The following is a 21,630-nucleotide window of genomic DNA, read 5'->3' on the forward strand; positions in this document are numbered from 1 at the left end:
AGGAGACCAATATGGCCAACTACGATCCGAACGATCCGAACAAGACCACTGTGCGCGAGACCTATGTCGAACCGGTCGAGAAGCGCTCTTCTCCGCTGCCGCTGATTATTGGCATCCTTCTGGCACTGGCCCTGGCCTATTTCGTGCTGACGCGCTTCATGGGCAGCGACGATGAGGTCGTGGTCGAGGATGAGGTCGTGGTTGAAGAGCCCGCCGCCGACGCCACCACCGAGGCCGAAGTGACCGACGAGGCTGCGGTTGACGCGGCTGCGGTCGAGGAAGACGCCGAAGAGGTCGCGGCTGATGCCGACATGGCCGCGGATGAGGCTGTCGAGACGACCGAAGATGCCGCCGCCGACACGGCTGACGCGGCAGGCGATGCGGCCACCGACGCGGCGGACGCCACCGAAGATGCGGCGGCCGGTGCTGCCGATGCGACGGAAGATGCTGCCGACGCCACCGCCGATGCAGCGGGCGACGCGGTTGACGCCACCGAGGATGCCGCCGCGGGTGCGGCCGACGCGACCGAAGATGCCGCCGAGAGCGCGGCTGACACCGCCGGTGACGCGGTCGACGCCACCGGTGACGCGGCAAGCGATGCGGCCGACACCGTGACCGACGCGGCCGGCGACGCCGCCGATGCCGTGACCGATGCAGCGAGCGACGCCGGCGACGCGGTCAGCGATGCGGTGGACGGCACCGACGACGCGATCGTGATCGAGGAAGAGCCCGCGACCACCAACTGATCGGCCCTGCCGGTCCGGGCGCGCCCGTCGCGGCGCGTCCTTTCCGGACTGCCGGACATGACTGCGCCGCCGCGATCCCCGTCGCGGCGGCGTTTTCACGCGACGTCGGAAGATTTCCCTGCGCCGGTCGCCAGATAATCGCAAATGACTCGCTCTCACGCGCTTGTGAAACTTTCTTGCGCGATGCTATGCAAGTGGCGACCGACATCGAAAGGGGATGGCGATGAAGATTGGCGCATTGAAGGAGAGCCACGAGGGCGAGGCGCGGGTGGGGATTACCCCCAGCTCGACCGCGTTTCTGAAAAAGCTCGGGCATGAGGTGTTCATCGAGACCGGCGCGGGCGAGAAGGCCGGGTTTTCGGATCAGGATTACGAGGCGGCGGGGGTCACCGTGCTGCCTTCGGCGCAGGAATTGACCGACGGCGTCGATGTCGTGGTCAAGGTGCGCCAGCCGCAGGACGGCGAGATCGGCCGGATGCGCGAGGGGCAGACGCTGATTTCGCATTTCTACCCGGCGCAGAACGAGGATCTGCTGGCCAAGGCCAAGGATCAGGGCATCACCGCCATCGCCATGGACATGGTGCCGCGCATCAGCCGGGCCCAGAAGATGGATGCGCTCTCCTCGATGGCCAATATCGCGGGATACCGCGCGGTGATCGAGGCGGCGAATAATTTCCCGCGCTTCTTCACCGGGCAGGTGACGGCCGCGGGCAAGGTGCCGCCGGCCAAGGTGCTGGTGGTGGGCGCAGGCGTGGCGGGGCTGGCTGCGATCGGCGCCGCGACCAGCCTTGGCGCACAGGTTTTCGCGTTCGATGTGCGCCCCGAAGTGGCCGAGCAGATCGAATCGATGGGGGCGGAGTTCGTCTATCTCGACTTCGAGGAAGAGACCAAGGACGGGGCCGAAACCGGCGGCTACGCCGCGCCGTCGAGCCCGGAATTCCGTGAAAAGCAGCTCGAGAAATTCCGCGAACTCGCGCCGGAGATGGACATTGTCATCACCACCGCGCTGATCCCCGGCCGCGACGCGCCGGTGCTGTGGACGAAGGATATGGTCGAGGCGATGAAGACCGGCAGCGTCATCGTCGATCTGGCCGCCGAGAAGGGTGGGAATTGCGAGTTGACCGAGCCCGATCAGCGCATCGTCAGCGAGAACGGCGTGGTCATCATCGGCTATACCGATTTCCCGTCGCGGATGGCCACGCAGGCATCCGAACTCTACGGCAACAATATCCGCCATTTCGTGACCGATCTGACGCCCGGCAAGGACGGCGTGATCGATCACAACATGGAGGACGACGTGATCCGCGGCGCGACCGTCGCCCATGCGGGCGAGGTGACCTATCCGCCGCCCAAGCCCAAGGTCGCGGCCATCGCGGCGCAGAAGCCGAAAGAGAAAAAGAAAGACCTGACCGCCGAGGAGCGCCGCGCCGCCGAGGTGGCCGCGTTCAAGGCCGAGACGAAAAGCCAGGTGACGCTGCTGGCCGGGGGCGGCATCCTGCTGCTGCTGATCGGCCTCGTCGCCCCGGCCAGCTTCATGTCGCATTTCATCGTCTTCGTGCTGGCCTGTTTCGTGGGCTTCAAGGTGATCTGGAACGTGGCGCATTCGCTGCACACGCCGCTGATGGCGATCACCAACGCAATCTCCTCGATCATCATCCTGGGCGCGCTGATGCAGATCGGCTCGGGCCACTGGCTGGTGGTGATCCTCGCGTCGCTCGCCGTGCTGATGGCGGGCGTCAATATCTTCGGTGGCTTCCTCGTCACAAGGCGCATGCTCGCCATGTTCCAGAAATCGTAAGGGGAGAGGACGCATGGAATACGGATTTACCACCGCCGCCTATGTCGTTGCGGCGATTCTGTTCATCCTTTCGCTCGGGGGGTTGTCTGGTCAGGAAAGCGCCAAGCGCGCCATCTGGTACGGCATTGTCGGCATGGGGCTTGCCGTTCTGGCGACGCTGTTCGGGCCGGGTGCAGGGAACTGGTGGCTGTCGGTCATCCTGATCGCGATTGGCGGCGGGGTCGGTTACGTCGTCGCCAAGCGCGTGCAGATGACCGAGATGCCGCAGCTTGTCGCCGCGATGCACAGCCTGGTCGGTCTCGCCGCCGTTTTCGTCGGCTTCAACGCCCAGCTTGAACTGGGCCGGGTGCTGCGCGCCAAGGCGGCCGGGCTGCCCGATGCGGTGGCCGTCACCGGCGAGCAGGGCGCTGCCGTCATCCCGGTCAACCTGTTCCGCGGCTTTGCCGAGGTGCTGACCCACAAGACCCCGGCCGAGCTGAACATGCTCCAGATCGAGGTGTTCCTGGGCGTGTTCATCGGGGCCGTCACCTTCACCGGCTCCATCGTCGCCTTCGGCAAGCTGGCCGGCAAGATCGACGGCAAGCCCAGGAAACTGCCCGGCGGGCATCTGCTGAACGCGGGCGCGGCGATCCTGTCGCTGATCCTCGGGCTGATGTATATCGGCGATGTCGGGCCGTCCTTCTTCTGGCTGATCCTGATCGCGCTGCTGGCATGTTTCATCGGCTGGCATCTCATCATGGGGATCGGCGGCGCGGACATGCCGGTCGTGGTGTCGATGCTGAACAGCTATTCCGGCTGGGCGGCGGCGGCCATCGGCTTCACCCTGTCGAACGACCTGCTGATCGTGACGGGTGCGCTTGTCGGCTCTTCCGGTGCGATCCTGTCCTATATCATGTGCAAGGCGATGAACCGGAACTTCGTCAGCGTGATCCTGGGCGGGTTCGGCGGAGAGACCGGCCCGGCCGCCGAGATCGAGGGCGAACAGGTGCCGATCGACGCCGATGGCGTGGCCACCGCGCTGAACGAGGCCGACAGCGTCGTCATCGTGCCGGGTTATGGCATGGCCGTGGCCCAGGCCCAGCAGGCGGTGAGCGAGCTGACCCGCAAGCTGCGCGCCGCGGGCAAGGAGGTGCGTTTCGCCATTCACCCGGTCGCGGGCCGTTTGCCGGGTCACATGAACGTGCTTTTGGCCGAGGCCAAGGTGCCCTACGACATCGTGCTGGAGATGGAGGAGATCAACGATGACTTCCCCTCGACCGATGTGGTGATCGTCATCGGCTCGAATGACATCGTGAACCCGGCCGCGCAGGACGATCCGAACAGCCCCATCGCCGGGATGCCGGTGCTGGAGGTGTGGAAGGCCAAGAATGTCTTTGTCTCCAAGCGGGGGCAGGGGACCGGCTATTCCGGCATCGAGAACCCGCTTTTCTTCAAGGAGAATACGCGGATGTTCTATGGCGACGCGAAGGATTCGATCAACGCCTTGCTGCCGCTGGTGGAATAGCATCAGCCTATCCGAACCTGCGGGGCGGGCCGGAGGGCCCGCCTTTTTTCTTCATCGAATCAGGGATTTGCGATACTCTCGCGGCGTGGATCAGTTATGAGGTTTCCCCGTCATGTCCCTGAAATTCGCGCTGCTGCTGTCGTTCCTCGCCACCCCAGCCATGGCCCAGGATTGTTCGCCGATCCGCTTCGCGCCCGGCGAATCCGGCGCCTTCGTCAAGGGCGATGCCCCGGCAGAGGGCTCGGCCTGTTATTCCATCGACCTGCGCCCCGGTCAGAAATTCTTTGCCGAGATCGTCACCGGCCAGGCGGATATCGCGATCTCCATCCCCGGCATCGGCGATAACCGCAACACGTTCAGCTTTGTCACCCAGCAAAGCCGCTATGAGCTGTGGGTCCATCAGACCTTCCGCGCGGTGGAGGATGCGCCGTTCACCATGCTGGTCCGCGTCGATTGAGAGAGGGTCAGGGCAGGGGCGCGGCAAACGGTGCCATGCCCCCGCCGAGCCGGCAGGACAGCTAGATGGGCCAGTTCGCGATGGCCTGCGATTTTCCGGCAAAGCGGGTGAAGACCGGGCCGAGCCATCCGACCATCCGCCCCGAAAAGGCCGGCCTGCCGGTTTCGCAAAGCGATTTGAGGTTTTTGGCGATGAAGCCCTGCGAGGAGACCATCTCTTTCGCCAGCTTGCTGCCCGGCACGAGATCGTCGATGCGCAGCTCGAACTCGGTGCCGCCATCCTTTTCGGTCAGCGTGTAGGTCACGGTCACCGGCGGCTCGTCGATATTGGTCATGCGGAACGTGTGGGAATAGACATCGGGCGGCTCGAAGCGCAGCACGCGGCCGACCACCATCGCCACCTTCCGGTTGGCGCTGACCATGCGGTAATTCACATCGGCGCGCATGCCGTCGCTGGTCTCGCAGACGGCCCCGAAAAAGAACGGCAGCGCCTCGTCGGTCTTGACCAGCGTGTTCCAGACCGTCTCCTTCGGCGCGCGGATGAGCACGCGGTTGATCTGTGTCGTCGCAGAGTTCATTCGTCCGTCCTTTCAGTGTCCTTGCCCGCGGCCTCTGCCGCGGATTTGATCAGGCTCATCCGGTCCAGCCAGTGAGCGGAGAATTTGTCGGTCCATCGTTCATAGATCGCCTGGATGGGCACCGCGTTCAGATAGAGGCGGCGCGACCGGCCATCCCGCTCGCTGACGATCAGCCGCGCCTCCTCCAGCACCTTGAGATGGTTCATCACCGCGATGCGCGTGACGTCGAAATTGCTGGCCAACTCGCCCACGCTCAGCCCCGGCTTGTCGCGGACAAGGTCTAGCATGTCCCGGCGTGAGCTGTGTGACAGGGCGGCGAAAACACGGTCCATCTCGTCTTTGGTTAACATGTAATTACATTATTACCTATAGAACGATTCGTCAACCCGCTGTTGCGGTGTGGCCTCAACGCGGCCGAGCGCGCGCCGCAGCGCCAATCTCTGTTCCGCACCGCTGCCGGTTCGGGCGCCGCGACCGCTTCATCGCCCTGCAGCCTGAAAGACCTTTAGCCGAATGACCCATTGTCTATCGGCGTGCTTTCATTGTCTTTCTATTGAAGAAACAGTGTCAACGCGCTGTATCAAATACGGGAGGGACAATGGACCAACATCATCCGGCGCCGATCACCGGCGGCGATCCGACGCTCTATAATGACGATCTCGCGCCGCTGCCGGCCGAGAAGCGCAACTGGGGCGCGTTCGAGATCTTCAATGTCTGGAACAACGACATCCAGAGCCTGTTCGGCTATACACTCGCCGCGTCGCTGTTTCTCAGCTACGGGCTGAATGGCTGGCTGACCTTCGCCGCGATCGTGCTGGCCGGGTTGCTCATCATGTGGCTGGTCAACCTGTCGGGCCACCCGTCGGTGAAACACGGCATCCCCTATGCGGTGCTGGCGCGGTCGGCCATGGGGGTGCGCGGCGCGCGATTTCCGGCCCTGGTGCGCGGGATTGTCGCGATCTTCTGGTACGGGGTGCAGACCTATTTCGCCTCCACCGCCGTGGCGCTCGCCATTTATGCGCTGACCGGGATCGCGCGGGGCGATGGCGGTTTCCTGGGGCTGAGCGGGGTGGACTGGGTGGCCTATATCATCGTCGCCGGGTTTCAGATCGGGCTGTTCCTGATGGGCATCGACTGGGTCGGGAAATTCCTGAACTGGGCCGGGCCATTTGTTTATGTGGTGATGATCACGCTTGCGCTGATGATCTGGTGGCAGGCCGGTAACGGCATCTTTGGCGAGATCGGGGTGATCTTCCAGGGCGGCGACAGCGAACGCAGCTCGGTTGCCGGGTTCATCGCCGTGGTCGGCACGATGGTGGCCTATTTCGCCGCGGTCATCATCAATTTCGGCGATTTCTCGCGCTTCGTGAAAACCGAGGCGGCGATGAAGCGCGGGAATTTCTGGGGGCTGCCGGTGTCGATGGCGTTCTTTTCCTTCATCGCCCTGTTCATCACCGCGGGAGCGGTGGTGCTGTTCGGCGAACGGCTGGCCGATCCGACGGAGATCGTCGCACGTGTGGACAATCTTGCGCTCACGCTGATCGCCTCGGTGACGTTCTTCGCGGCGACCGTCGGCATCAACCTTGTCGCAAACTTCATCCCCGCGGCCTATGACATCGCCAATATGAGCCCGGCGAAGATCAGCGCGCGCACCGGCGGGCTGATCACCGCCGCCATCGCCTTCGTGATCGGCGCGCTTTGGGTATCGCTGATTTCGCAGATCGGGATTGCGGGCTTTGTCGATACGCTGGGGGCCATCCTGGCGCCGCTCTACGGGATCCTGGTGGCCGATTACTACATCGTGCAGAAGCGGGATCTCGCGGTCGCGGATCTGTTCAGCATGCGGTCGGACGGGCGCTACCACTACGACCAGGGCTGGAACCGCCGCGCCTTGCTGGCGGTCGGGATCGCGGCGCTGTTCTCCATCGGGACGGTCTGGCTGCCCGCGCTTCAGGCGCTGTCGGGCTTTGGCTGGCTGATCGGCGCGGTGCTGGGCGGTGTGCTGTATATCGGCCTGAACCGCCGCTAGGCGGCCGCAAGCCGGATGAAAAAAGGCCCCCGGCATCGCTGCCGGGGGTCTGTTCCTGCGGAAGCGGTCAGGCGCGCCACCTTCCCCGATCAGGGATAGATCACCACCGGCGTGCCGTCCTGGACCATGGCGTAAATTTCCTCGATCTCGTCATCGGTCACGGCGATGCAACCGGCCGTCCAGTCCCGCTTGGTGGCGACACGCCCCTCCGGCCCCTGGCCGTGGATGAAGATGTCACTGCCGACCGGCACCCCGGCGGCGAGCGCGCGGGCCTTGTCGGAGGCGTTGGGATAGTCGATTCCGACGGAGAGGTGATAGCGGCTGTTGGGGTTGCGGCGATCGACGTAATACAGCCCCTCGGGCGTCTTGCCGTCGCCCTCGTAGAGCTTGTTGCCCACCGGCGCGAAGCCGAGGCCGAAATTATACTGTTTCAACACCGTATTGCCGGAATAGAGCCGCATCAGGCGCTGCGACTTGAACAGGTCGACGCGGGTCACTTGCGGGCCGTCATAGGTCTTGAATTTCGATTCAGGTGCCGCACAGCCGGCAATCGCCAGAAGGCTGGCCCCGCCCAGCATCAGCCTGAGAAAATCGCGCCGCATCATCCGTCCCTTCGCGTCTGCCCGGTTTTCCGGCAACCTGCCGGAGCGGGGGCGGCGATGCAATGCTGCCACGCTTCACGTCAGCTTGAGCAGCGGCCTCAGAGCGTTGTTTTACCGCCATGTTCGGCTGGCTAGACTGCGCGCATGGACAGGAACCTGGATCACCCGCTGCGCACAACCCTGGTCAATGAGCTGCATGCCCGGCCGTCGCCGCGCATCAAGGCGCCATGCCATGCTGTCTATCTGGCCTTCAAGGATCCGGGCGAGGCCGCCGCCCGTGACCGGGACCTGGATGTCGCGCATCTTACCGGGCTGGCCGCGCGGCATGGCGGGCCGAAACCGGCGCGCGGGGACAGCCATTACTCGGCCACGCTCGGCCGCCACCATGTGGTCTGGGAAAGCCATACCGAGTTCGTCAGCTACACCGCGCTTGCCGAAGGGTTGCCGCCGCAGCCCTTCGATCCGGCGAGCGCGGCGATCTTTTCCACCGACTGGCAGCAAGGCGCGCCCGGCAAGCGCGTCACCGCGGCGATGGTGCGCATCGAGCCATTGCCCGGTCATCTCTCGGAGATCGACACCAAGCTGGCGGACTGGTTCAGCCGCGACGGTCTGACCGCCTTCTGGGTGCTGGACCGCTCGGCGCTCGTCGCCTCGGATTTCCGCATCGATCCCGATGGCTGGATGCGGTTCGCCGTCTTCGTCCGGCCGGAGACCGGGGCAGGGCGGACCGGCCGGATCATCCAGCGGCTCTGCGAGATCGAGACCTATCGGGCCATGTCGATGCTGGGTCTGGGCCGGGCGCGCCTGCTTTCGGCGCGGCTCAACGGGCTGGAGCCGGAACTGGCCGCGATGGTGGACGGGATGGAGAACGGCCCGGCCGAGGCCACGCTGCACCGCCTGTTATCGGTGTCCTCCCGGCTTGAGACGCTGGCCACGCAAAGCGCATTTCGTTTCGGCGCAACAAGGGCTTACGAGGCGATCGTGATGGATCGCGTGAACGCGCTGCGCGAGGAGCGCTATGGCGGCAAGCAGCTTCTGTCGGAGTTCATGACGCGCCGCTACGACCCGGCGATGCGCACCGTCACCTCGACCCAGGCGCGGCTCAGCCAGATGCTGGAACGCACCGGCCGGGCCGGCGAGTTGCTGCGCACCCGCGTGGAGGTGGATCGCAGCGCCCAGAACCAGCTTCTGCTGGAAAGCATGGACCGCCGGGCGGAGATGCAGTTGCGCCTGCAACACACGGTCGAAGGGCTGTCGGTCGTGGCGATCAGCTATTACGCGGTGGGTCTGCTGGGCTATCTTGCAGCGCCCCTGGCCGGGGCGGCCGGGATCGACAAGCCGGTGCTGATGGCGCTGGCAACACCGCTGGTGGTCGGGCTGGTCTGGATGGGGCTGCGGCGGCTGAAGGCGGCCATCCAAAAGTCGTGACTGGACGCGCCGGGGCGGGGCGGCGATACAGGCGGATGGAAACGGAGTTTTGACATGAAGATCCTGATTGCCTTGGCTGCCATTCTGGCGCTGTCCGCCTGCAACGTGCCATTCGTGCCGCTGGTCTGACATCATGGCCAAGTCATTGAAAATGTTCGGTCTCGATTATTGCTCGACGGTGCAGAAGGCGCGCGCCGCGCTTGAGGCTGCCGGTTGGGAAATCGAGTTTCACGACGTGAAGCAACACACGCCCGACACCGCCCAATGGTCGCGGATGCTCGATACATTCGGTGAAAAGCTGGTCAACCGGGCCAGCCTGACCTGGCGCGGCATGTCGGAAGACGAGCGCAGCCAGCCGCCCGAGGAGATGCTTTCGGCCAAGCCCGCGCTGATGAAACGCCCCGCGATCATCGCGGGCGAGGATCACTATCTGGGCTGGACCAAGAACGTCAAACGCGGGCTGGGCATCGAGGAGTGACGCCTCAGCTCTTCCACTTGATCGAGCAGCCCATGGAAGGGGTCTGGTCGCGCGGGCCTGTGCCGGTCCGCGCGATCTGGACCATCGCGTCGAACAGCTCGCGCTGCGCATCCGGCGGGCCGGCGCTGCGGCCCGATGCATCCAGCCGCCCGCGATACTGCAGCGCGCCATCCGCGTTATAGCCGAAGAAATCCGGGGTGCATTCGGCGCCATAGGCACGGGCCACCGACTGATCCTCGTCGTAAAGATAGGGGAAGGTGAAGCCGTGTTTCTGCGCTTCGGCCTTCATATGCTCCGGCGCGTCCTGCGGATAATCGGCCACGTCATTGGCAGAGATCGCGACGACCCCGATTCCGTGATCGCGCTGCAATTCGGCCGCGTCGCGCACGATCCGGTCCATGACCGCCTGCACATAGGGGCAGTGATTGCAGATGAACATCACCAGCGTGCCATTCGCGCCGCGCAGGTCTTCCAGCCGGTGCGGTGTGCCATCGGGATCCGGCAGGGTGAAATCCGGCATCGCCGCGCCGAAATCGCAGATCGGAGGAGAAACCGCCATGTCAGCCTCATCTCGTTAGATGTGAAGGTCAGACCCATGCGGGCCGGCTTCTCCATAGCGCATCGGCACTGCATCCGATAGATCTGCGCGACCGGACGCCGTGCCACACGCAGATCGCGGCCATCGGACATCAGCACGTGAGTTACATAATACCGATTATTGAATATTTGGAAATCGCCCCGGCCCGCTGGAGAATGGTCAATCCGCCAGCGATCGGATAACCGTGACCACGAACCGACCCGGAGCCTTCATGTCGCAACCCTGGCTGACCATCCTCGCCGTGCCCTCCATGGCTGTTGCGCCGCTGGCGCTGATGCAGAACCTGCACCGCAGCGGCGCGGAGATCGTGGTCGATCCGCTCTCCGGGCTGGCACAGGACCGCGCGGCCATCCTGACGCGGCTGCGCGGCCTGGCGGCGCAGGACAGCCTGCCAGAAGGATCGTCGGCGCGGATCGTCGTCCTGCCCGGCACGGCGGCGCTCGACCGCATCACGCTGCAGGACGCCGGGATGCAGCATGCGCGGATCATCCGCATGGACAGCGCCGATCCGACCCGCGCGGTGATCCGGGCGCTGCGCATCGAGGCGTGGATCCTCGACCGCCGCGCCAGGGATGCGCCGCATCCGCTGCCCATTCCCGCCGATGCCGGTTTCCGGATCACCACGGATGCGCAGCGGTTCAAGACCATGCTGCAGGAGATCCAGATCGGCCGGGCGCTGCTGGCGGCGTTCCTTGGCGACGCGCCGTCCGGGTGGCTGCGCTTCGACGATGAAACCGTGCCGGATCCGGCGCTTCTGGCCGAACTCGGCCTGACCGATCCGGCCCCGCTGGCGCGTGAGCCGCTCTCCGATCTGGTCGCGGATGAGGATGCGCTGCGCAACCTGATCCGGCGGTTTCGCGTGGACAGCCCCGATGTCGATCTGCCCGCCCTGCCCGCATTGCACAGCCGCAACCGGCCGGCCATGATGGCCTATGTCTGCGGCCGCAATATCAGTTCGTATCTACCTGTTATGACGGACTATCTTCGTGCGCAGGATGTGCCGCTGACCTATATCGACAACGGTTCGGATGACGGCTCGTCCGAGATTGCGGCCGAGCTTGTCGGCCGCGGGATCACGGAGTTGCACCACCTGCCCTATGCGGGTGCGTTTTCGCTGCAGGCACAGCTTCAGGCCAAGCAGCGCCTGATGGAGGTGCACGCGCCCGAATGGGTGCTGCATATGGATGCCGACGAAATCCTGCAAAGCCGCCAGCCCGGACAGGGGTTGCACGATCTCGCTGCTCACGCGAAGAAATCCGGATACAACGCTGTAAATTTTGATGAATTCGTGTTTCTGCCCCGGCCGGGAGAGGATTTCAGCGGGCGTGACTACCTGGCCGAGATGACGCGGTATTATTTCCTGAATCCAATGCCCTACAGGCTGATCCGCATGTGGCGTCACGGGGTCGGCCTGTCCAATCTCGACAGCGCCGGGCATCGTCTGACCGGGCCGCTGAAGCTGTCGCCTGTCTCGCATAATCTGCGCCACTACATCGCGCTGAGCGAAAGGGCCGCGCAACGGAAATATGTCGGGCGGAGCTTTTCCGCCGATGAGCTGGCACGGAACTGGCATCGCAACCGGGTCGGACTGGCGGCCGAAGACCTTGCCATGCCGGACGATTCAGCCCCGCAACTGAACCATTTGCCCGATCCCGCCTCGGCGGATCTGCGGCGCGACAATCCGGTCCATCAGCATTGGTGGACATGGCCGAAAACCACGGCGCGCTGACCCCGGCGCCCGGCCTGCATGGTTCCTGCCGGCACGAAAACCCGGCGGTCACGCCCTTGCGAGCCGCTGCCCCTTCCCCTACATCTTTCCCGAAAGCCGAAGGATAGCTGCATGGCCATGGAAGCCCACGAAATCGAAGCCCTGATCCGCGCCGCCTTCCCCGATGCCACGATTTCGGTCACGGATCTGGCCGGGGATGGCAATCACTACGCCGCCGAGGTGATCGATGAATCCTTCCGGGGCCAGAACCGCGTCCAGCAGCAGCGCGCCGTCTATGCGGCGCTGAACGGGAAAATGGACGGGCCGGACGGTCAGCTTCACGCCTTGGCGCTGACCACCAAGGCCCCAGAATAAGGAACCAGCGATGAGCGAAGCGCAGACCCAGATCCAGCAGGCCCTGGACGAAAACGATGTGGTGCTGTTCATGAAGGGCACAAAGGAAATGCCGCAATGCGGGTTTTCCAGCCGCGTGGCGGGCGTGCTCAACTACATGGGCGTGGCGTATCGCGACGTGAACGTGCTGGCGGATGAGGCGGTGCGGCAGGGGATCAAGGATTTCTCCGACTGGCCGACCATCCCGCAGCTCTACGTGAAGGGCGAGTTTATCGGCGGTTGTGACATTGTCACCGAGATGACCCTGTCGGGAGAGCTCGATCAGCTCTTCGATCAGAAGGACATCGACTACAACAAGGAAGCGGCGGACAAGATCCGTCAGGCAAACGCCTGATATCGCGGTAATTTCCTGACCAACTCACGCCACGAAAGCCCCGCCGCCGCGCGGGGCTTTCCTTTTGACGCGGCGCGAAATCCTCCCTAACCTGACGGCACAGAACATGTGGGAGGAACAATAAATGAGCTTTCGCAACCGCATCGCCGCTGCCGCGGTCGGGCTGTCGGCCTTGGCCGCGCCGCTGGGTGCCGGCGCGGCCGAATTCGTCAATATCCTGACCGGCGGCACCTCGGGCGTCTACTACCCGATGGGCGTGGCGATCTCGAAGATCTATTCCGAGGCCATGCCGGATGCCCGCGTGCAGGTGCAGTCCACCAAGGCCTCGGTCGAGAACCTGAACCTGCTCCAGCAGGGCAATGGCGAGCTGGGCTTTTCGCTGGGCGACTCCGTCAAGCTGGCGGCGGAAGGCAATGCCGATGCCGGGTTCAGCGCACCGCTGGACAAGCTGCGCGGCATTGCCGCGATCTATCCCAACTATATCCAGATCGTCGCCAGCGAGGAATCCGGCATCACCACCCTGGCCGATCTGGCCGGGAAATCCGTCTCGGTCGGCGCGCCCAAATCCGGGACCGAGCTGAACGCCCGCGCCATCCTGGACGCCGCCGGGATGAGCTATGACGATCTGGGCAAGGTCGAATACCTGCCCTTCGCGGAATCGGTCGAGCTGATGAAGAACCGCCAGCTTGACGCGACGCTGCAATCGGCCGGTCTCGGCGTGGCCTCGCTGAAGGATCTGTCCAGTTCCATCCCGATCACCGTCGTGTCGGTCCCGGCCGAGGTGTCGGAGGCGCTCGGCGATCCCTATGTCGCGGGTGAGATCCCGGCCGGCACCTATGAGGGACAGGACGAGGCGGTCTCCACTGTGGCGGTCATCAACTACCTGGTCACCTCGGACGCGGTCAGCGATGACGACGCCTATGTCATGGCCAAGTCGATCTTCGACAATCTCGACGATCTGAAAGCGGCCCATGCCGCGGCCAACGCCATCGACGTGCTGAACGCGCTTCAGGGGATGCCGATCCCGGTCCATCCCGGTGCGCAGCGCTATTACGATGAGGTCGGCGTCAGCGCCGAGTGAGCCACACGGGCCGGGGCGCTCATGCCCCGGCCCGCATGAACCGGAACGCCCGACATGACCGAACAGCCCCACCCTGCCCCCGCCGGTGACGCGGATCTGGGCCTTCACGACCCGCTGGCCGAGAGCTTCCCGCAGACCGTTCAGGGCCGCATCCTGTTCTGGATCGCGGTGATCTTCTCGATCTACCAGATCGCGACGGCGGCGCATCTGCTGAACCTCAACAGCCAGATCCAGCGGGGCTTCCATCTGGGCTTCCTGCTGCTGCTGGGATTCCCGCTGCTCGCCGCGCTGCGCGGGCGCAGCGGGCTGTGGCTGGGTGTGGTCTGGCTGATGGGGGCGATCGGCGTCGGCATCGCGGTCTATCAATGGCTGAATTACGTGCCTCTGATGCTGCGGGCGGGTGATATCAACGCGGTCGATACCGTCATCGGCATCGCCACGCTGATCGCGGTCTTCGCTGCCGCCTGGGTGGTGATGGGCCCGGCCCTGCCCATCGTGGCGGGGGTGTTCCTGTTCTATGCGCTGTTCGGGCAGTATTTCCCCGGTGCGCTCCAGACCCGCGGCTATTCGCTGGAGCAGGTGGTCGAGCAGATGTCCTTCGGGACCGAGGGGATTTACGGCACGCCGCTTTATGTCAGCGCGACCTATATCTTCCTGTTCATCCTGTTCGGCTCGTTTCTGGAAAAGGCCGGGATGATCCGGCTGTTCACCGATGTCAGCCTTGGCATGGTCGGGCATCGCATGGGCGGGGCCGCGAAAGTGTCTGTCGTGTCCTCGGGGTTGATGGGCACGATCTCGGGTTCGGGCGTCGCCAATGTCGTGACCACCGGGCAGTTTACCATCCCGCTGATGAAAAGCTTCGGCTACCGGGCCGCATTCGCGGGCGGCGTGGAATCGACCTCGTCCATGGGCGGGCAGATCATGCCGCCGGTGATGGGGGCGGTGGCCTTCATCATGGCCGAAACCCTTGGCGTGGCCTATGTCGAGGTGGTCCGCGCCGCCATCGTGCCGGCCATGCTGTATTTCGCTTCGGCCTTCTGGATGGTCCATCTTGAGGCCGGGCGGCGCGCCCTGCGCGGCATGGCGAAGGAGGAGCTGCCCTCGGCCCGCAAGGCGCTGAAGGATGGCTGGTATCTGATCCTGCCGCTGGCGGTGCTGGTGTTTCTGCTGTTTTCGGGCTTCACCCCGCTGTTTGCCGGCGCGGTCGGGCTGGCGCTGACGGTGATGCTGATCCTCGGTGCCTCGCTGATGCTGGGCCTGCCCTCGCCGGTGATCCGCGCGATCTTCTGGATCGGTCTGGGGCTGGCGGTGGGCTTCATCCTGCGCGAGCGGCAGGAGGCGATGCTGTGGTATCTGGTCCTCGCCCTGCTGGCGATCAGCGCCTTCACCAATGGCGGGCGCGAGACCATCGCCCAGGTGATCGAGAGCCTGGCCGAAGGCGCCAAGACCGCCCTGCCCGTCGGCGTCGCCTGTGCGCTTGTCGGTGTCATCATCGGCACCATGACGCTGACCGGCGCGGCGAATACCTTCGGCATCTTCATCGTGGGCGTCGGGCAGAACTCGCTGATGCTGTCGCTGCTGCTGACCATGCTGACCTGCATCGTGCTGGGCATGGGGATCCCGACCATCCCGAACTATATCATCACCTCGTCTATCGCCGCGCCCGCCCTGCTGGAACTGGGTGTGCCGCTGATCGTCAGCCATATGTTCGTGTTCTATTTCGGCATTCTCGCCGATCTGACCCCGCCCGTGGCGCTTGCCTGTTTCGCCGCCGCCCCCATCGCCAAGGAAAGCGGCTTCAAGATCAGCCTGGAAGCGATCAAGGTCTCTGCCGCGGGTTTCGTCATCCCCTATATGGCCGTGTTCACCCCGGCGCTGATGCTGCAGGCGGGCGGGCCGCTGGCCGATTCCATCGGGTTTCCGCTGGCCGTCGCCTATATCGTGCTGAAATGCGTGCTGGCCATCGGCATGTGGGGCACCGCGGTGATCGGCTGGCTGGGGCATCGTCTGGCGTTGTGGGAACGCGCGGTGGCGATGATTGCCGCCTTCACGCTGATCGCCGCCCTGCCCCTGACCGACGAGATCGGATTCGGCCTGGCTGTCCTGTTTGCCGGGATCTGGTGGCTGGGGCGGCGGCGGCGATGAGCTGCCTGATGATCGGGACCGTGGCGCTGAGCCTGTCCGGCCCCGGCTTTTCGCTGGAATGGACCCATTCGGTCGAGAACATCGCCTGGCGCGAGCAATGGCGCGTCACCGAAGCCGGGCTGGACCTCGCCCGCGCCTCGGTCAAGGGCTCCGGCGCGGGGATGGAGCCCGGCGCGGATGCGGTGCTGCGCGATGGCTGGTGGAGCTGGGATCCCGACCTGCCGCCGCAGGCAGAGCTGCGCCTCGCCGCCTCGGGCGCAACGGGCGCGGGCTGGCGGCTCTGCGACGGCAAGGCCTGCCGGGAGATCGGCGCGGAGCCGGGCGAGTCCGTTCTGCTGCGCCCCTGCTCCGCCCCCTCGCCCACGAAAAACCCGCCCCGGTAAGGGGGCGGGTGCTGTATTTCACGACGGGTCTGTCTCAACCCGCTTCGGCTCAGGCGCCGCGATAGCGTGGGTCATACTCCCGGCGATCCGCGTCATCCTCGAAATCGTCATAATAGAAATCATCCCGATCCCGACGACCGCGAAGCGCCCCGGCGATTGCCATTCCTACGGCAAACGCGCCGACAATCCCGACACCCGGTGCGGCGCGCGACTGGGTGGCACGATCGAAGGAATCCTTGGCCTCGCGCAGATTGCGGTCGGTCAGCCCGACCTTCTCGGCCAGATCGCCCGCCTTCGTGCTGACATCGGCGGTCACGTCATGCACCTTCGATTCCGTGCGGCTGACGAAGCCACGCGCCGTGTCCTCGGCCTTGCCGAACAGCGCATGGACGCGCTGCTGTGCGCTATCCATCGTCTCCTCGGCCTTGAACTTGGCCTTGTCGAGCGCGGTGTCGGCAGCCAGGCTCAGCCGTGCCTCGACCTCGTTCTTCAGCTCGTCGGTCGATGGCATGCTGTGCTTTTCGGAATTCGACATGAGCTGCAGGATCAGCGCGATCAGCAGGAACCCGCCGCCGATGATGAGCGAGGCATAGGTCGGCCCCAGCTCCAGCCGCCAGGCGAGGAAGCTCCACAATGCGGAGAGCAGGAAGCCCAGGGCGATCAGGGCGATCACGGCGGCACCGGCCTTCAGGCCGGTGCGCCGCGCCTTGTCGCTCAGGGCAAGCTGCACCTTGTTGACATAGTCGAACATCGGATCAGCGCCGCGCGATGATCAGACCCAACAGGAAGCCGACCCCGGCCGCGATGCCCAGGGCCTGCGCCGGGTTGCGGCGGACCATCTCGGACACCTCGTCGTAATAGATCTCGGCCTGCTCGGCGACTTCACCGGCGCGGCGCTCGCCTTCGCGATACAGGCGCTTGGCCTCGTCGCGGGCCACATCGGCATATTCGCGGCCCAGATCGCGGGCTTGGTCAGCGACTTCGCCGGCCTTGTCGCGGGCATTCTGCGCGACATGCTGAGCGCGGTCCGACAGCTCCTCTCCGCGGGCGCGGGCGGTGTCGAGCGTGTCCTGCGCATCGCTCTTGACGTCGCGGGCGGCGGATTTCGCGTCGGTCTTCAGATCGCGGGCGGTGTATTCGTTACTCGCCATGATGGCACTCCTTTGCATTCAGCAGATACTGCAGGGGAACGCTGCGCGCCGCCCGCCCGTTCCGCGTGAGGCACTGATAAATCGCAAGAACCGCAAGAAAACTGCGGATGGCGGCGGGATTTAGGCGATGAAGGAGGTGGTACCGCCTCCCCGGCTTGAACGGGGGACCTCTGGATCCACAATCCAGCGCTCTAACCAACTGAGCTAAGGCGGCACGGTTCGCGTCGTTTAACGCCCCGCGCGCGTCGATGCAAGGCCGGACTTGCCGCAAATTCGCTGCCGCGCTAGGACGGAAAAAAAGGACATGGACATGGGCATCAACAGCGAAAGCGACATCGCCGCGAACCTCCAGATCGGGCCGACCGATCAGGGCATGGTGCGGATCTATGTCGAGGGCGAGGGCGTGGATCTGCCGCTGGATTTCGACCCCGAGGAGGCCACCGAGATCGCCGAGGAGCTGATGGCCGCGGTCGAGGTCGCGCGCAACATGGGCAAGGGCAAGAAGAGCAAGCCGCGCCGCTGAAAGGCTTTGCACGGGCCGCGCGGGACCGGCCGCGCCCGCCGCCTAGATCTCCCCTGCCCCGAACCCGGCCGCGCCGGGATCGTGCAATGCCTGCAACCGCATCGACGCCACCCGCGCGATATCGCGCGTCAGCCGGCTTCGCCGCGCCGCGGCCATGCGGGTCAGCGGCGCGTCGCGCAGGATCTCGGCGCCGTAGGCATCGGCGCGGATCAGCCCGCTCTCCTCGGGCAGAAGCCCGTCGGGAAAATCGCAATCCACCGCCCAGAAGAACCGGTCGCTCCACTCCAGATAGGATTGCCATTTCCGGTCGCCGGTGAAATCCGCCCGGCAGCTCTTGCATTCGACGATCCAGATCTCGCCCTTCGGCGTGATGGCGATCACATCCACCCGAAGCCCGCGCGCAGGCACGAATTCGCACAGCGCCGCGTGGCCCAGGCTGTGCAGCAGCCGGGCGACGCCGCGGGCCAGGCGAAAACCGGGCTGCGCCGGCAAGGCGGTCTCGGTCACCGCGGGATCGGGGGCAATCTGCATGGGGGCATCGTGAACAAATCGGAAACGAAATGCAAGACGGCGCACAGGGCGCGGGGCTTGAAACCGGCCCTGCTCCGGCTTATCTCCGGCTCTGGCGAGTTTCTGCTCTTCGCGTGCGGGCCATTTTTTCCACTGGCCTATAATTTCTCGATGGGAGCTGGCTCTGTCATGGCCCTGGTCATGTTACCCGGCGCCCACCTGGTTCTCCAGGCTTTCGGGAAAACCTGTGCGCCCACGGTCGCAGCGGTTCTCGCCACATGCCGTCCCTGACAGGGGGCGGCTTTCTCATTTCCGCGAGCGGCAGTCCCGCATGAAAAAGGGCGGTCCGAAGACCGCCCTTCCCCGAGAGACTTATGATCCGAGGGAGGGATCAGAAGCCATAGACGAGCGACACGCCCAGCACGTTGTCGGTGCGGATTTCGCGATTCTCCTGGTACTCGGTCGAGTAGGAGATGCGGGTCGCCAGCTGTTCCGACATCTGGTAGTTGACGCCGAATTCGTTGGTGATCTCGTCGCCGGCGCTGTCCGACGTGATGTAGTCGGTGTCGTTGGTGACGAAGATCATGTCGTTGAAGCGGTGGTAGAACCGCGACGACGCGATGTAGCCGGTTTCGGTTTCCGAGGCCAGGTTGTCGGCCTCGCTATAGTCCACGGCCTGGGTGTAGCGGACACCAACACCGGCCTGAACACGCCAGGTGGTGTCCGGGGTGTTGATGATGCGGTAACCCGGACCGAAGCCGAGGAACGCGTCCCGCTTCTTGCGGCCTTCCAGCTCGGAGATTTCTTCGGCGTCCAGCAGACCGTCATAGAGGTCGTCCAGCTCTTCGTCGACCATGCCGTCCTGGTTGATCCGGCCCAGGGCGAAGGCATAGAAGCGATCGTTGAAGTAATACTGCGCGTCATAGATCGCGTAGGTTTCTTCCTGATCCTTGTCGCCGTCGGAGTCTTCACCGAACTCGATGCCCAGACCCACGGACTGCGCGAACGGGCCCTGATTGTAGGACATGCGGCCGGCGAGCGCCATGTCCTGGCTCTCGTCATTGCCGGTCGAGCCGGAATAGGTCATCGAGATGCCGCCGAACAGGCCCTGGCGACGGTCCTGCGGACCGAAGCGGTCGGCGTCGTTCGAACGGGCGAAGTCGTCTTCAACCGCTTCTTCGATATCGTCCAGGCGATCCTCGACCTGGCTCACGCCGGTCACGTCGGCGCCGGTCGACATTTCGCTTTGCGCAAACGCCGGCACCGTGAACACGGTGGCGATGGCGGTGGCGCTGGCAAGAAGAGCAACTGCTTTCATGGTTTCCATCCTCATCAAAGTTACAAAGCGACAATGTAAACGCCGCCTCACTTCCGATGACCCAACTATGCCCGACCGGGGCGGGTTTCCAGCGACCCCCGCGCGATGGCTCAATCGCGGAAATGTGAGCCAAAGAGAGGGAACTCTCCGGCAGACCTGACTAAAAGGACATGTCAGGTGCTATAAAAACAATTGACATCCGAAGCTTGAGCAAAGCGCCGAACCGAACAGTTCAGATGCATGTTCATTCACATTCCGCCCCTCAGCGTTACAATACTGCAACGAGGTCCGGCAAATCGTGACGGCGCGCGTTGCGGCTTTGCAACATCTGCGTGGCGATTTCAGCGCGATTTTTGCCGTCGCTTTGCCGGAAAGCCCCGATCAGCGCGGCAGGGCGGCGAAGATGCGCCGCAGATCGCTGAAACCGAGTCGCGGGAGGCATGCGCGGGCGACCCCGCGCGCCGGCCCCTGGGCGGGCCGCTTCCGGGCTCGGACAACGCCATGATCCGGATGCCGAACTGAACGGCGGAAAACGGCGCCGCCGTGAACAGCATCAGCATCATCAGCGCGGTCCCCCCGCCCGGCGCCGTCAGAAGCAGGCGGCGCAGATGCGCGATGTCGAAAATCAGCAGCAGCGCGGTGAACAGTACTGACAGGCCGATCCCGCAGGCGGCGCTGAACAGATAGAGACGAATCAGTCGGGGCATGTCTGCCACTCCGGCAGATGTGGCCACACCAGCATCCCCATTCCGGTTGGAAAGTTCCAGACGCGCATGGCAGCCGCCATCCGCCGCCCGGCGGACCGGCTCAGCCGGTTGCGCCGCCCATCGCTTCGGGCCGGGCCTCGCGGGCCATGTGGTCCAGCACCGCGTTGACGAATTTCATCTCGCGCCCCTCGGCGAAGAAGGCGCCGGTGATTCTGACATATTCGCTGATGACCACGCGCGGCGGGGCCTTGCCGCTGACCAACTCCGCCCCGGCGGCGCGGAACAGCGCCCGCAGCACCGGGTCGATCCGGTCGATCGGCCAGCGGGCCACAAGGGCGCGGTCGGTCATCTGGTCGATCTTCGCCTGCCAGCTCACCGCATCCTCGATCACGCGCCGGAACAGGGCCTCGTCGGCCTCGGGCGCGATCTCGCCCTCGACCTCGACGCCGATGCGCCAATCCTCGAACTCCCGGCGCACGCGATCGACGGACTGGCCGGCCGCCTCCATCTGGAACAGCGCCTGCACGGCATAGAGACGCGCCGCGCTGCTGCGGCGGCGGCGATCCTCCGGTTTGGTCTGGCTGCTCATGCGCCGGTCGGTCCTTCCAGTCGTCCCGCCAGCCGGATCGGGTCGCGATCCGCGCTGTCCGCGGGCCGGGGCGTGGGTGTGGGCGCGTATTTGCGCGACAATGCAACCAGATGCAAGGCCGCCGCCGCCGCCCCGCCGCCCTTGTCCTGATCGGCCGGATCGGCGCGGACCGCGGCCTGGTCCATGTTCTCCACCGTCAGGATGCCGTTGCCGATCGCGTGGCCCTGAAGCCCCAGCAGGGTGAGCCCGCGCGAGCTGTCGTTGCAGACCGTGTCGTAATGCGTCGTCTCGCCCCGGATCACGCAGCCAAGCGCGACATAGCCGTCGAACCGCCCGCTGCGCGCGGCCAGGGCGATGGCGGCGGGAATTTCCAGCGCGCCCGGCACCTCGACCAGATCGACGACCGCCCCGGCGGACTCGGCCACGGCGCGCGCGCCGGCGACGAGATGGTCGGCGATGTCCTTGTAATAGGGCGCGACCACGATCAGCAGGCGCGGCGGCGTGGCGAATTCGGGCAGCGCCAGCAGGTGATGTGTGACACCGGCCATGG

Annotated in this window: 25 protein-coding genes, 1 tRNA gene and 1 other RNA gene; 15 read left to right on the forward strand and 12 right to left on the reverse strand. The window is 65.0% G+C overall.

The window, feature by feature from the left end; translation table 11 throughout:
- Positions 1-11: 11 nt before the first annotated feature.
- From BLT73_RS05310 to BLT73_RS05325, 4 genes are all read left to right on the forward strand, one after another.
- Entirely contained in the window at positions 12-746 is a 735-nt protein-coding gene (locus BLT73_RS05310) for a hypothetical protein (RefSeq protein WP_090521540.1), read from the forward strand.
- A gap of 223 nt (positions 747-969) precedes the next feature.
- A complete protein-coding gene (locus BLT73_RS05315) occupies positions 970-2,544 on the forward strand; it encodes a Re/Si-specific NAD(P)(+) transhydrogenase subunit alpha (RefSeq protein WP_090521907.1) in 1,575 nt (524 codons plus the stop codon).
- Between the two features lie 13 nt (positions 2,545-2,557).
- A complete protein-coding gene (locus BLT73_RS05320) occupies positions 2,558-4,048 on the forward strand; it encodes an NAD(P)(+) transhydrogenase (Re/Si-specific) subunit beta (RefSeq protein WP_090521542.1) in 1,491 nt (496 codons plus the stop codon).
- 112 nt (positions 4,049-4,160) lie between these two features.
- Positions 4,161-4,505, forward strand: coding sequence for a hypothetical protein (locus BLT73_RS05325; protein WP_090521544.1), 345 nt, complete (start codon positions 4,161-4,163; stop codon positions 4,503-4,505).
- Between the two features lie 61 nt (positions 4,506-4,566).
- Here BLT73_RS05325 and BLT73_RS05330 read toward each other — a convergent pair whose 3' ends face one another.
- Together BLT73_RS05330 and BLT73_RS05335 are read right to left on the reverse strand one after the other, a co-directional pair.
- Positions 4,567-5,082 carry an SRPBCC domain-containing protein gene (locus tag BLT73_RS05330; RefSeq protein WP_090521545.1) on the reverse strand — a complete coding sequence of 172 codons (516 nt, stop codon included), beginning with the start codon at positions 5,080-5,082 and terminating at the stop codon, positions 4,567-4,569.
- On the reverse strand, positions 5,079-5,432 hold the full coding sequence (locus BLT73_RS05335; protein WP_090521547.1) for an ArsR/SmtB family transcription factor: 354 nt from the start codon (positions 5,430-5,432) through the stop codon (positions 5,079-5,081). Before BLT73_RS05335 ends, BLT73_RS05330 begins: the two co-directional genes overlap by 4 nt.
- Positions 5,433-5,680: 248 nt before the next feature.
- Between BLT73_RS05335 and BLT73_RS05340 the strand changes: the two genes are divergently transcribed.
- Entirely contained in the window at positions 5,681-7,111 is a 1,431-nt protein-coding gene (locus BLT73_RS05340) for an NCS1 family nucleobase:cation symporter-1 (RefSeq protein WP_090521549.1), read from the forward strand.
- Positions 7,112-7,200: 89 nt separating this feature from the next.
- Here BLT73_RS05340 and BLT73_RS05345 read toward each other — a convergent pair whose 3' ends face one another.
- Entirely contained in the window at positions 7,201-7,716 is a 516-nt protein-coding gene (locus tag BLT73_RS05345) for a L,D-transpeptidase family protein (RefSeq protein WP_090521550.1), read from the reverse strand.
- Between the two features lie 141 nt (positions 7,717-7,857).
- Here BLT73_RS05345 and BLT73_RS05350 point away from each other — a divergent pair, with 141 nt between their 5' ends.
- Positions 7,858-9,141 (forward strand): DUF3422 family protein, encoded by a 1,284-nt coding sequence (locus BLT73_RS05350; protein WP_090521552.1) that lies wholly within the window; start codon positions 7,858-7,860, stop codon positions 9,139-9,141.
- Between the two features lie 133 nt (positions 9,142-9,274).
- Complete coding sequence (locus tag BLT73_RS05355; protein WP_245727089.1) at positions 9,275-9,619, forward strand: arsenate reductase family protein; 345 nt, start codon at positions 9,275-9,277, stop codon at positions 9,617-9,619.
- Positions 9,620-9,623: 4 nt separating this feature from the next.
- On the opposite strand, the gene BLT73_RS05360 is transcribed toward BLT73_RS05355, so the two are convergent.
- On the reverse strand, positions 9,624-10,178 hold the full coding sequence (locus BLT73_RS05360; RefSeq protein ID WP_090521556.1) for a thioredoxin family protein: 555 nt from the start codon (positions 10,176-10,178) through the stop codon (positions 9,624-9,626).
- A gap of 223 nt (positions 10,179-10,401) precedes the next feature.
- Here BLT73_RS05360 and BLT73_RS05365 point away from each other — a divergent pair, with 223 nt between their 5' ends.
- The 6 genes from BLT73_RS05365 (at position 10,402) to BLT73_RS05390 (ending at position 16,282) form a co-directional block, all read left to right on the forward strand.
- Complete coding sequence (locus tag BLT73_RS05365) at positions 10,402-11,946, forward strand: glycosyltransferase family 2 protein (RefSeq protein ID WP_143025629.1); 1,545 nt, start codon at positions 10,402-10,404, stop codon at positions 11,944-11,946.
- Positions 11,947-12,057: 111 nt separating this feature from the next.
- Positions 12,058-12,300 carry a BolA/IbaG family iron-sulfur metabolism protein gene (locus BLT73_RS05370; protein ID WP_090521558.1) on the forward strand — a complete coding sequence of 81 codons (243 nt, stop codon included), beginning with the start codon at positions 12,058-12,060 and terminating at the stop codon, positions 12,298-12,300.
- Between the two features lie 10 nt (positions 12,301-12,310).
- Complete coding sequence (grxD, locus tag BLT73_RS05375; protein ID WP_090521560.1) at positions 12,311-12,673, forward strand: Grx4 family monothiol glutaredoxin; 363 nt, start codon at positions 12,311-12,313, stop codon at positions 12,671-12,673.
- A gap of 124 nt (positions 12,674-12,797) precedes the next feature.
- The gene (locus BLT73_RS05380) at positions 12,798-13,754 is read left to right on the forward strand and encodes a TAXI family TRAP transporter solute-binding subunit (protein ID WP_090521561.1); all 957 of its coding nucleotides are present in this window, start codon (positions 12,798-12,800) and stop codon (positions 13,752-13,754) included.
- Positions 13,755-13,808: 54 nt separating this feature from the next.
- Entirely contained in the window at positions 13,809-15,899 is a 2,091-nt protein-coding gene (locus BLT73_RS05385) for a TRAP transporter permease (protein ID WP_090521563.1), read from the forward strand.
- An 8-nt stretch (positions 15,900-15,907) separates the two neighbouring features.
- Complete coding sequence (locus tag BLT73_RS05390; RefSeq protein ID WP_425438802.1) at positions 15,908-16,282, forward strand: DUF1850 domain-containing protein; 375 nt, start codon at positions 15,908-15,910, stop codon at positions 16,280-16,282.
- 49 nt (positions 16,283-16,331) lie between these two features.
- Here BLT73_RS05390 and BLT73_RS05395 read toward each other — a convergent pair whose 3' ends face one another.
- From BLT73_RS05395 to BLT73_RS05405, 3 genes are all read right to left on the reverse strand, one after another.
- Positions 16,332-17,033 (reverse strand): phage holin family protein, encoded by a 702-nt coding sequence (locus BLT73_RS05395; protein WP_143025630.1) that lies wholly within the window; start codon positions 17,031-17,033, stop codon positions 16,332-16,334.
- A gap of 4 nt (positions 17,034-17,037) precedes the next feature.
- Positions 17,038-17,433, reverse strand: coding sequence for an ElaB/YgaM/YqjD family protein (locus tag BLT73_RS05400; protein WP_090521564.1), 396 nt, complete (start codon positions 17,431-17,433; stop codon positions 17,038-17,040).
- Positions 17,434-17,570: 137 nt separating this feature from the next.
- Positions 17,571-17,647: transfer RNA gene (locus BLT73_RS05405), tRNA-His, on the reverse strand.
- A gap of 96 nt (positions 17,648-17,743) precedes the next feature.
- On the opposite strand from BLT73_RS05405, the gene BLT73_RS05410 reads away from it, so the two are divergent.
- Positions 17,744-17,956 (forward strand): DUF6324 family protein, encoded by a 213-nt coding sequence (locus BLT73_RS05410; RefSeq protein ID WP_090521911.1) that lies wholly within the window; start codon positions 17,744-17,746, stop codon positions 17,954-17,956.
- A gap of 42 nt (positions 17,957-17,998) precedes the next feature.
- Here BLT73_RS05410 and BLT73_RS05415 read toward each other — a convergent pair whose 3' ends face one another.
- The gene (locus BLT73_RS05415; RefSeq protein ID WP_090521566.1) at positions 17,999-18,487 is read right to left on the reverse strand and encodes an MmcB family DNA repair protein; all 489 of its coding nucleotides are present in this window, start codon (positions 18,485-18,487) and stop codon (positions 17,999-18,001) included.
- Between the two features lie 96 nt (positions 18,488-18,583).
- On the opposite strand from BLT73_RS05415, the gene ssrS reads away from it, so the two are divergent.
- Positions 18,584-18,741: non-coding RNA, 6S RNA (gene ssrS, locus BLT73_RS05420), on the forward strand.
- Between the two features lie 116 nt (positions 18,742-18,857).
- Here ssrS and BLT73_RS05425 read toward each other — a convergent pair.
- The 4 genes from BLT73_RS05425 to BLT73_RS05440 form a co-directional block, all read right to left on the reverse strand.
- On the reverse strand, positions 18,858-19,784 hold the full coding sequence (locus BLT73_RS05425) for a DUF481 domain-containing protein (protein ID WP_090521913.1): 927 nt from the start codon (positions 19,782-19,784) through the stop codon (positions 18,858-18,860).
- 341 nt (positions 19,785-20,125) lie between these two features.
- A complete protein-coding gene (locus tag BLT73_RS05430) occupies positions 20,126-20,518 on the reverse strand; it encodes a hypothetical protein (protein WP_143025631.1) in 393 nt (130 codons plus the stop codon).
- Positions 20,519-20,591: 73 nt separating this feature from the next.
- Entirely contained in the window at positions 20,592-21,080 is a 489-nt protein-coding gene (gene nusB / locus BLT73_RS05435; protein ID WP_090521569.1) for a transcription antitermination factor NusB, read from the reverse strand.
- Positions 21,077-21,628, reverse strand: coding sequence for a 6,7-dimethyl-8-ribityllumazine synthase (locus BLT73_RS05440; protein WP_090521570.1), 552 nt, complete (start codon positions 21,626-21,628; stop codon positions 21,077-21,079). The genes nusB and BLT73_RS05440 overlap by 4 nt, the downstream gene beginning before the upstream one ends.
- Between the last annotated feature and the right edge of the window lie 2 nt (positions 21,629-21,630).

It is taken from the genome of Paracoccus isoporae (assembly GCF_900101865.1).
In the GTDB taxonomy this organism is placed as follows: domain Bacteria; phylum Pseudomonadota; class Alphaproteobacteria; order Rhodobacterales; family Rhodobacteraceae; genus Paracoccus; species Paracoccus isoporae.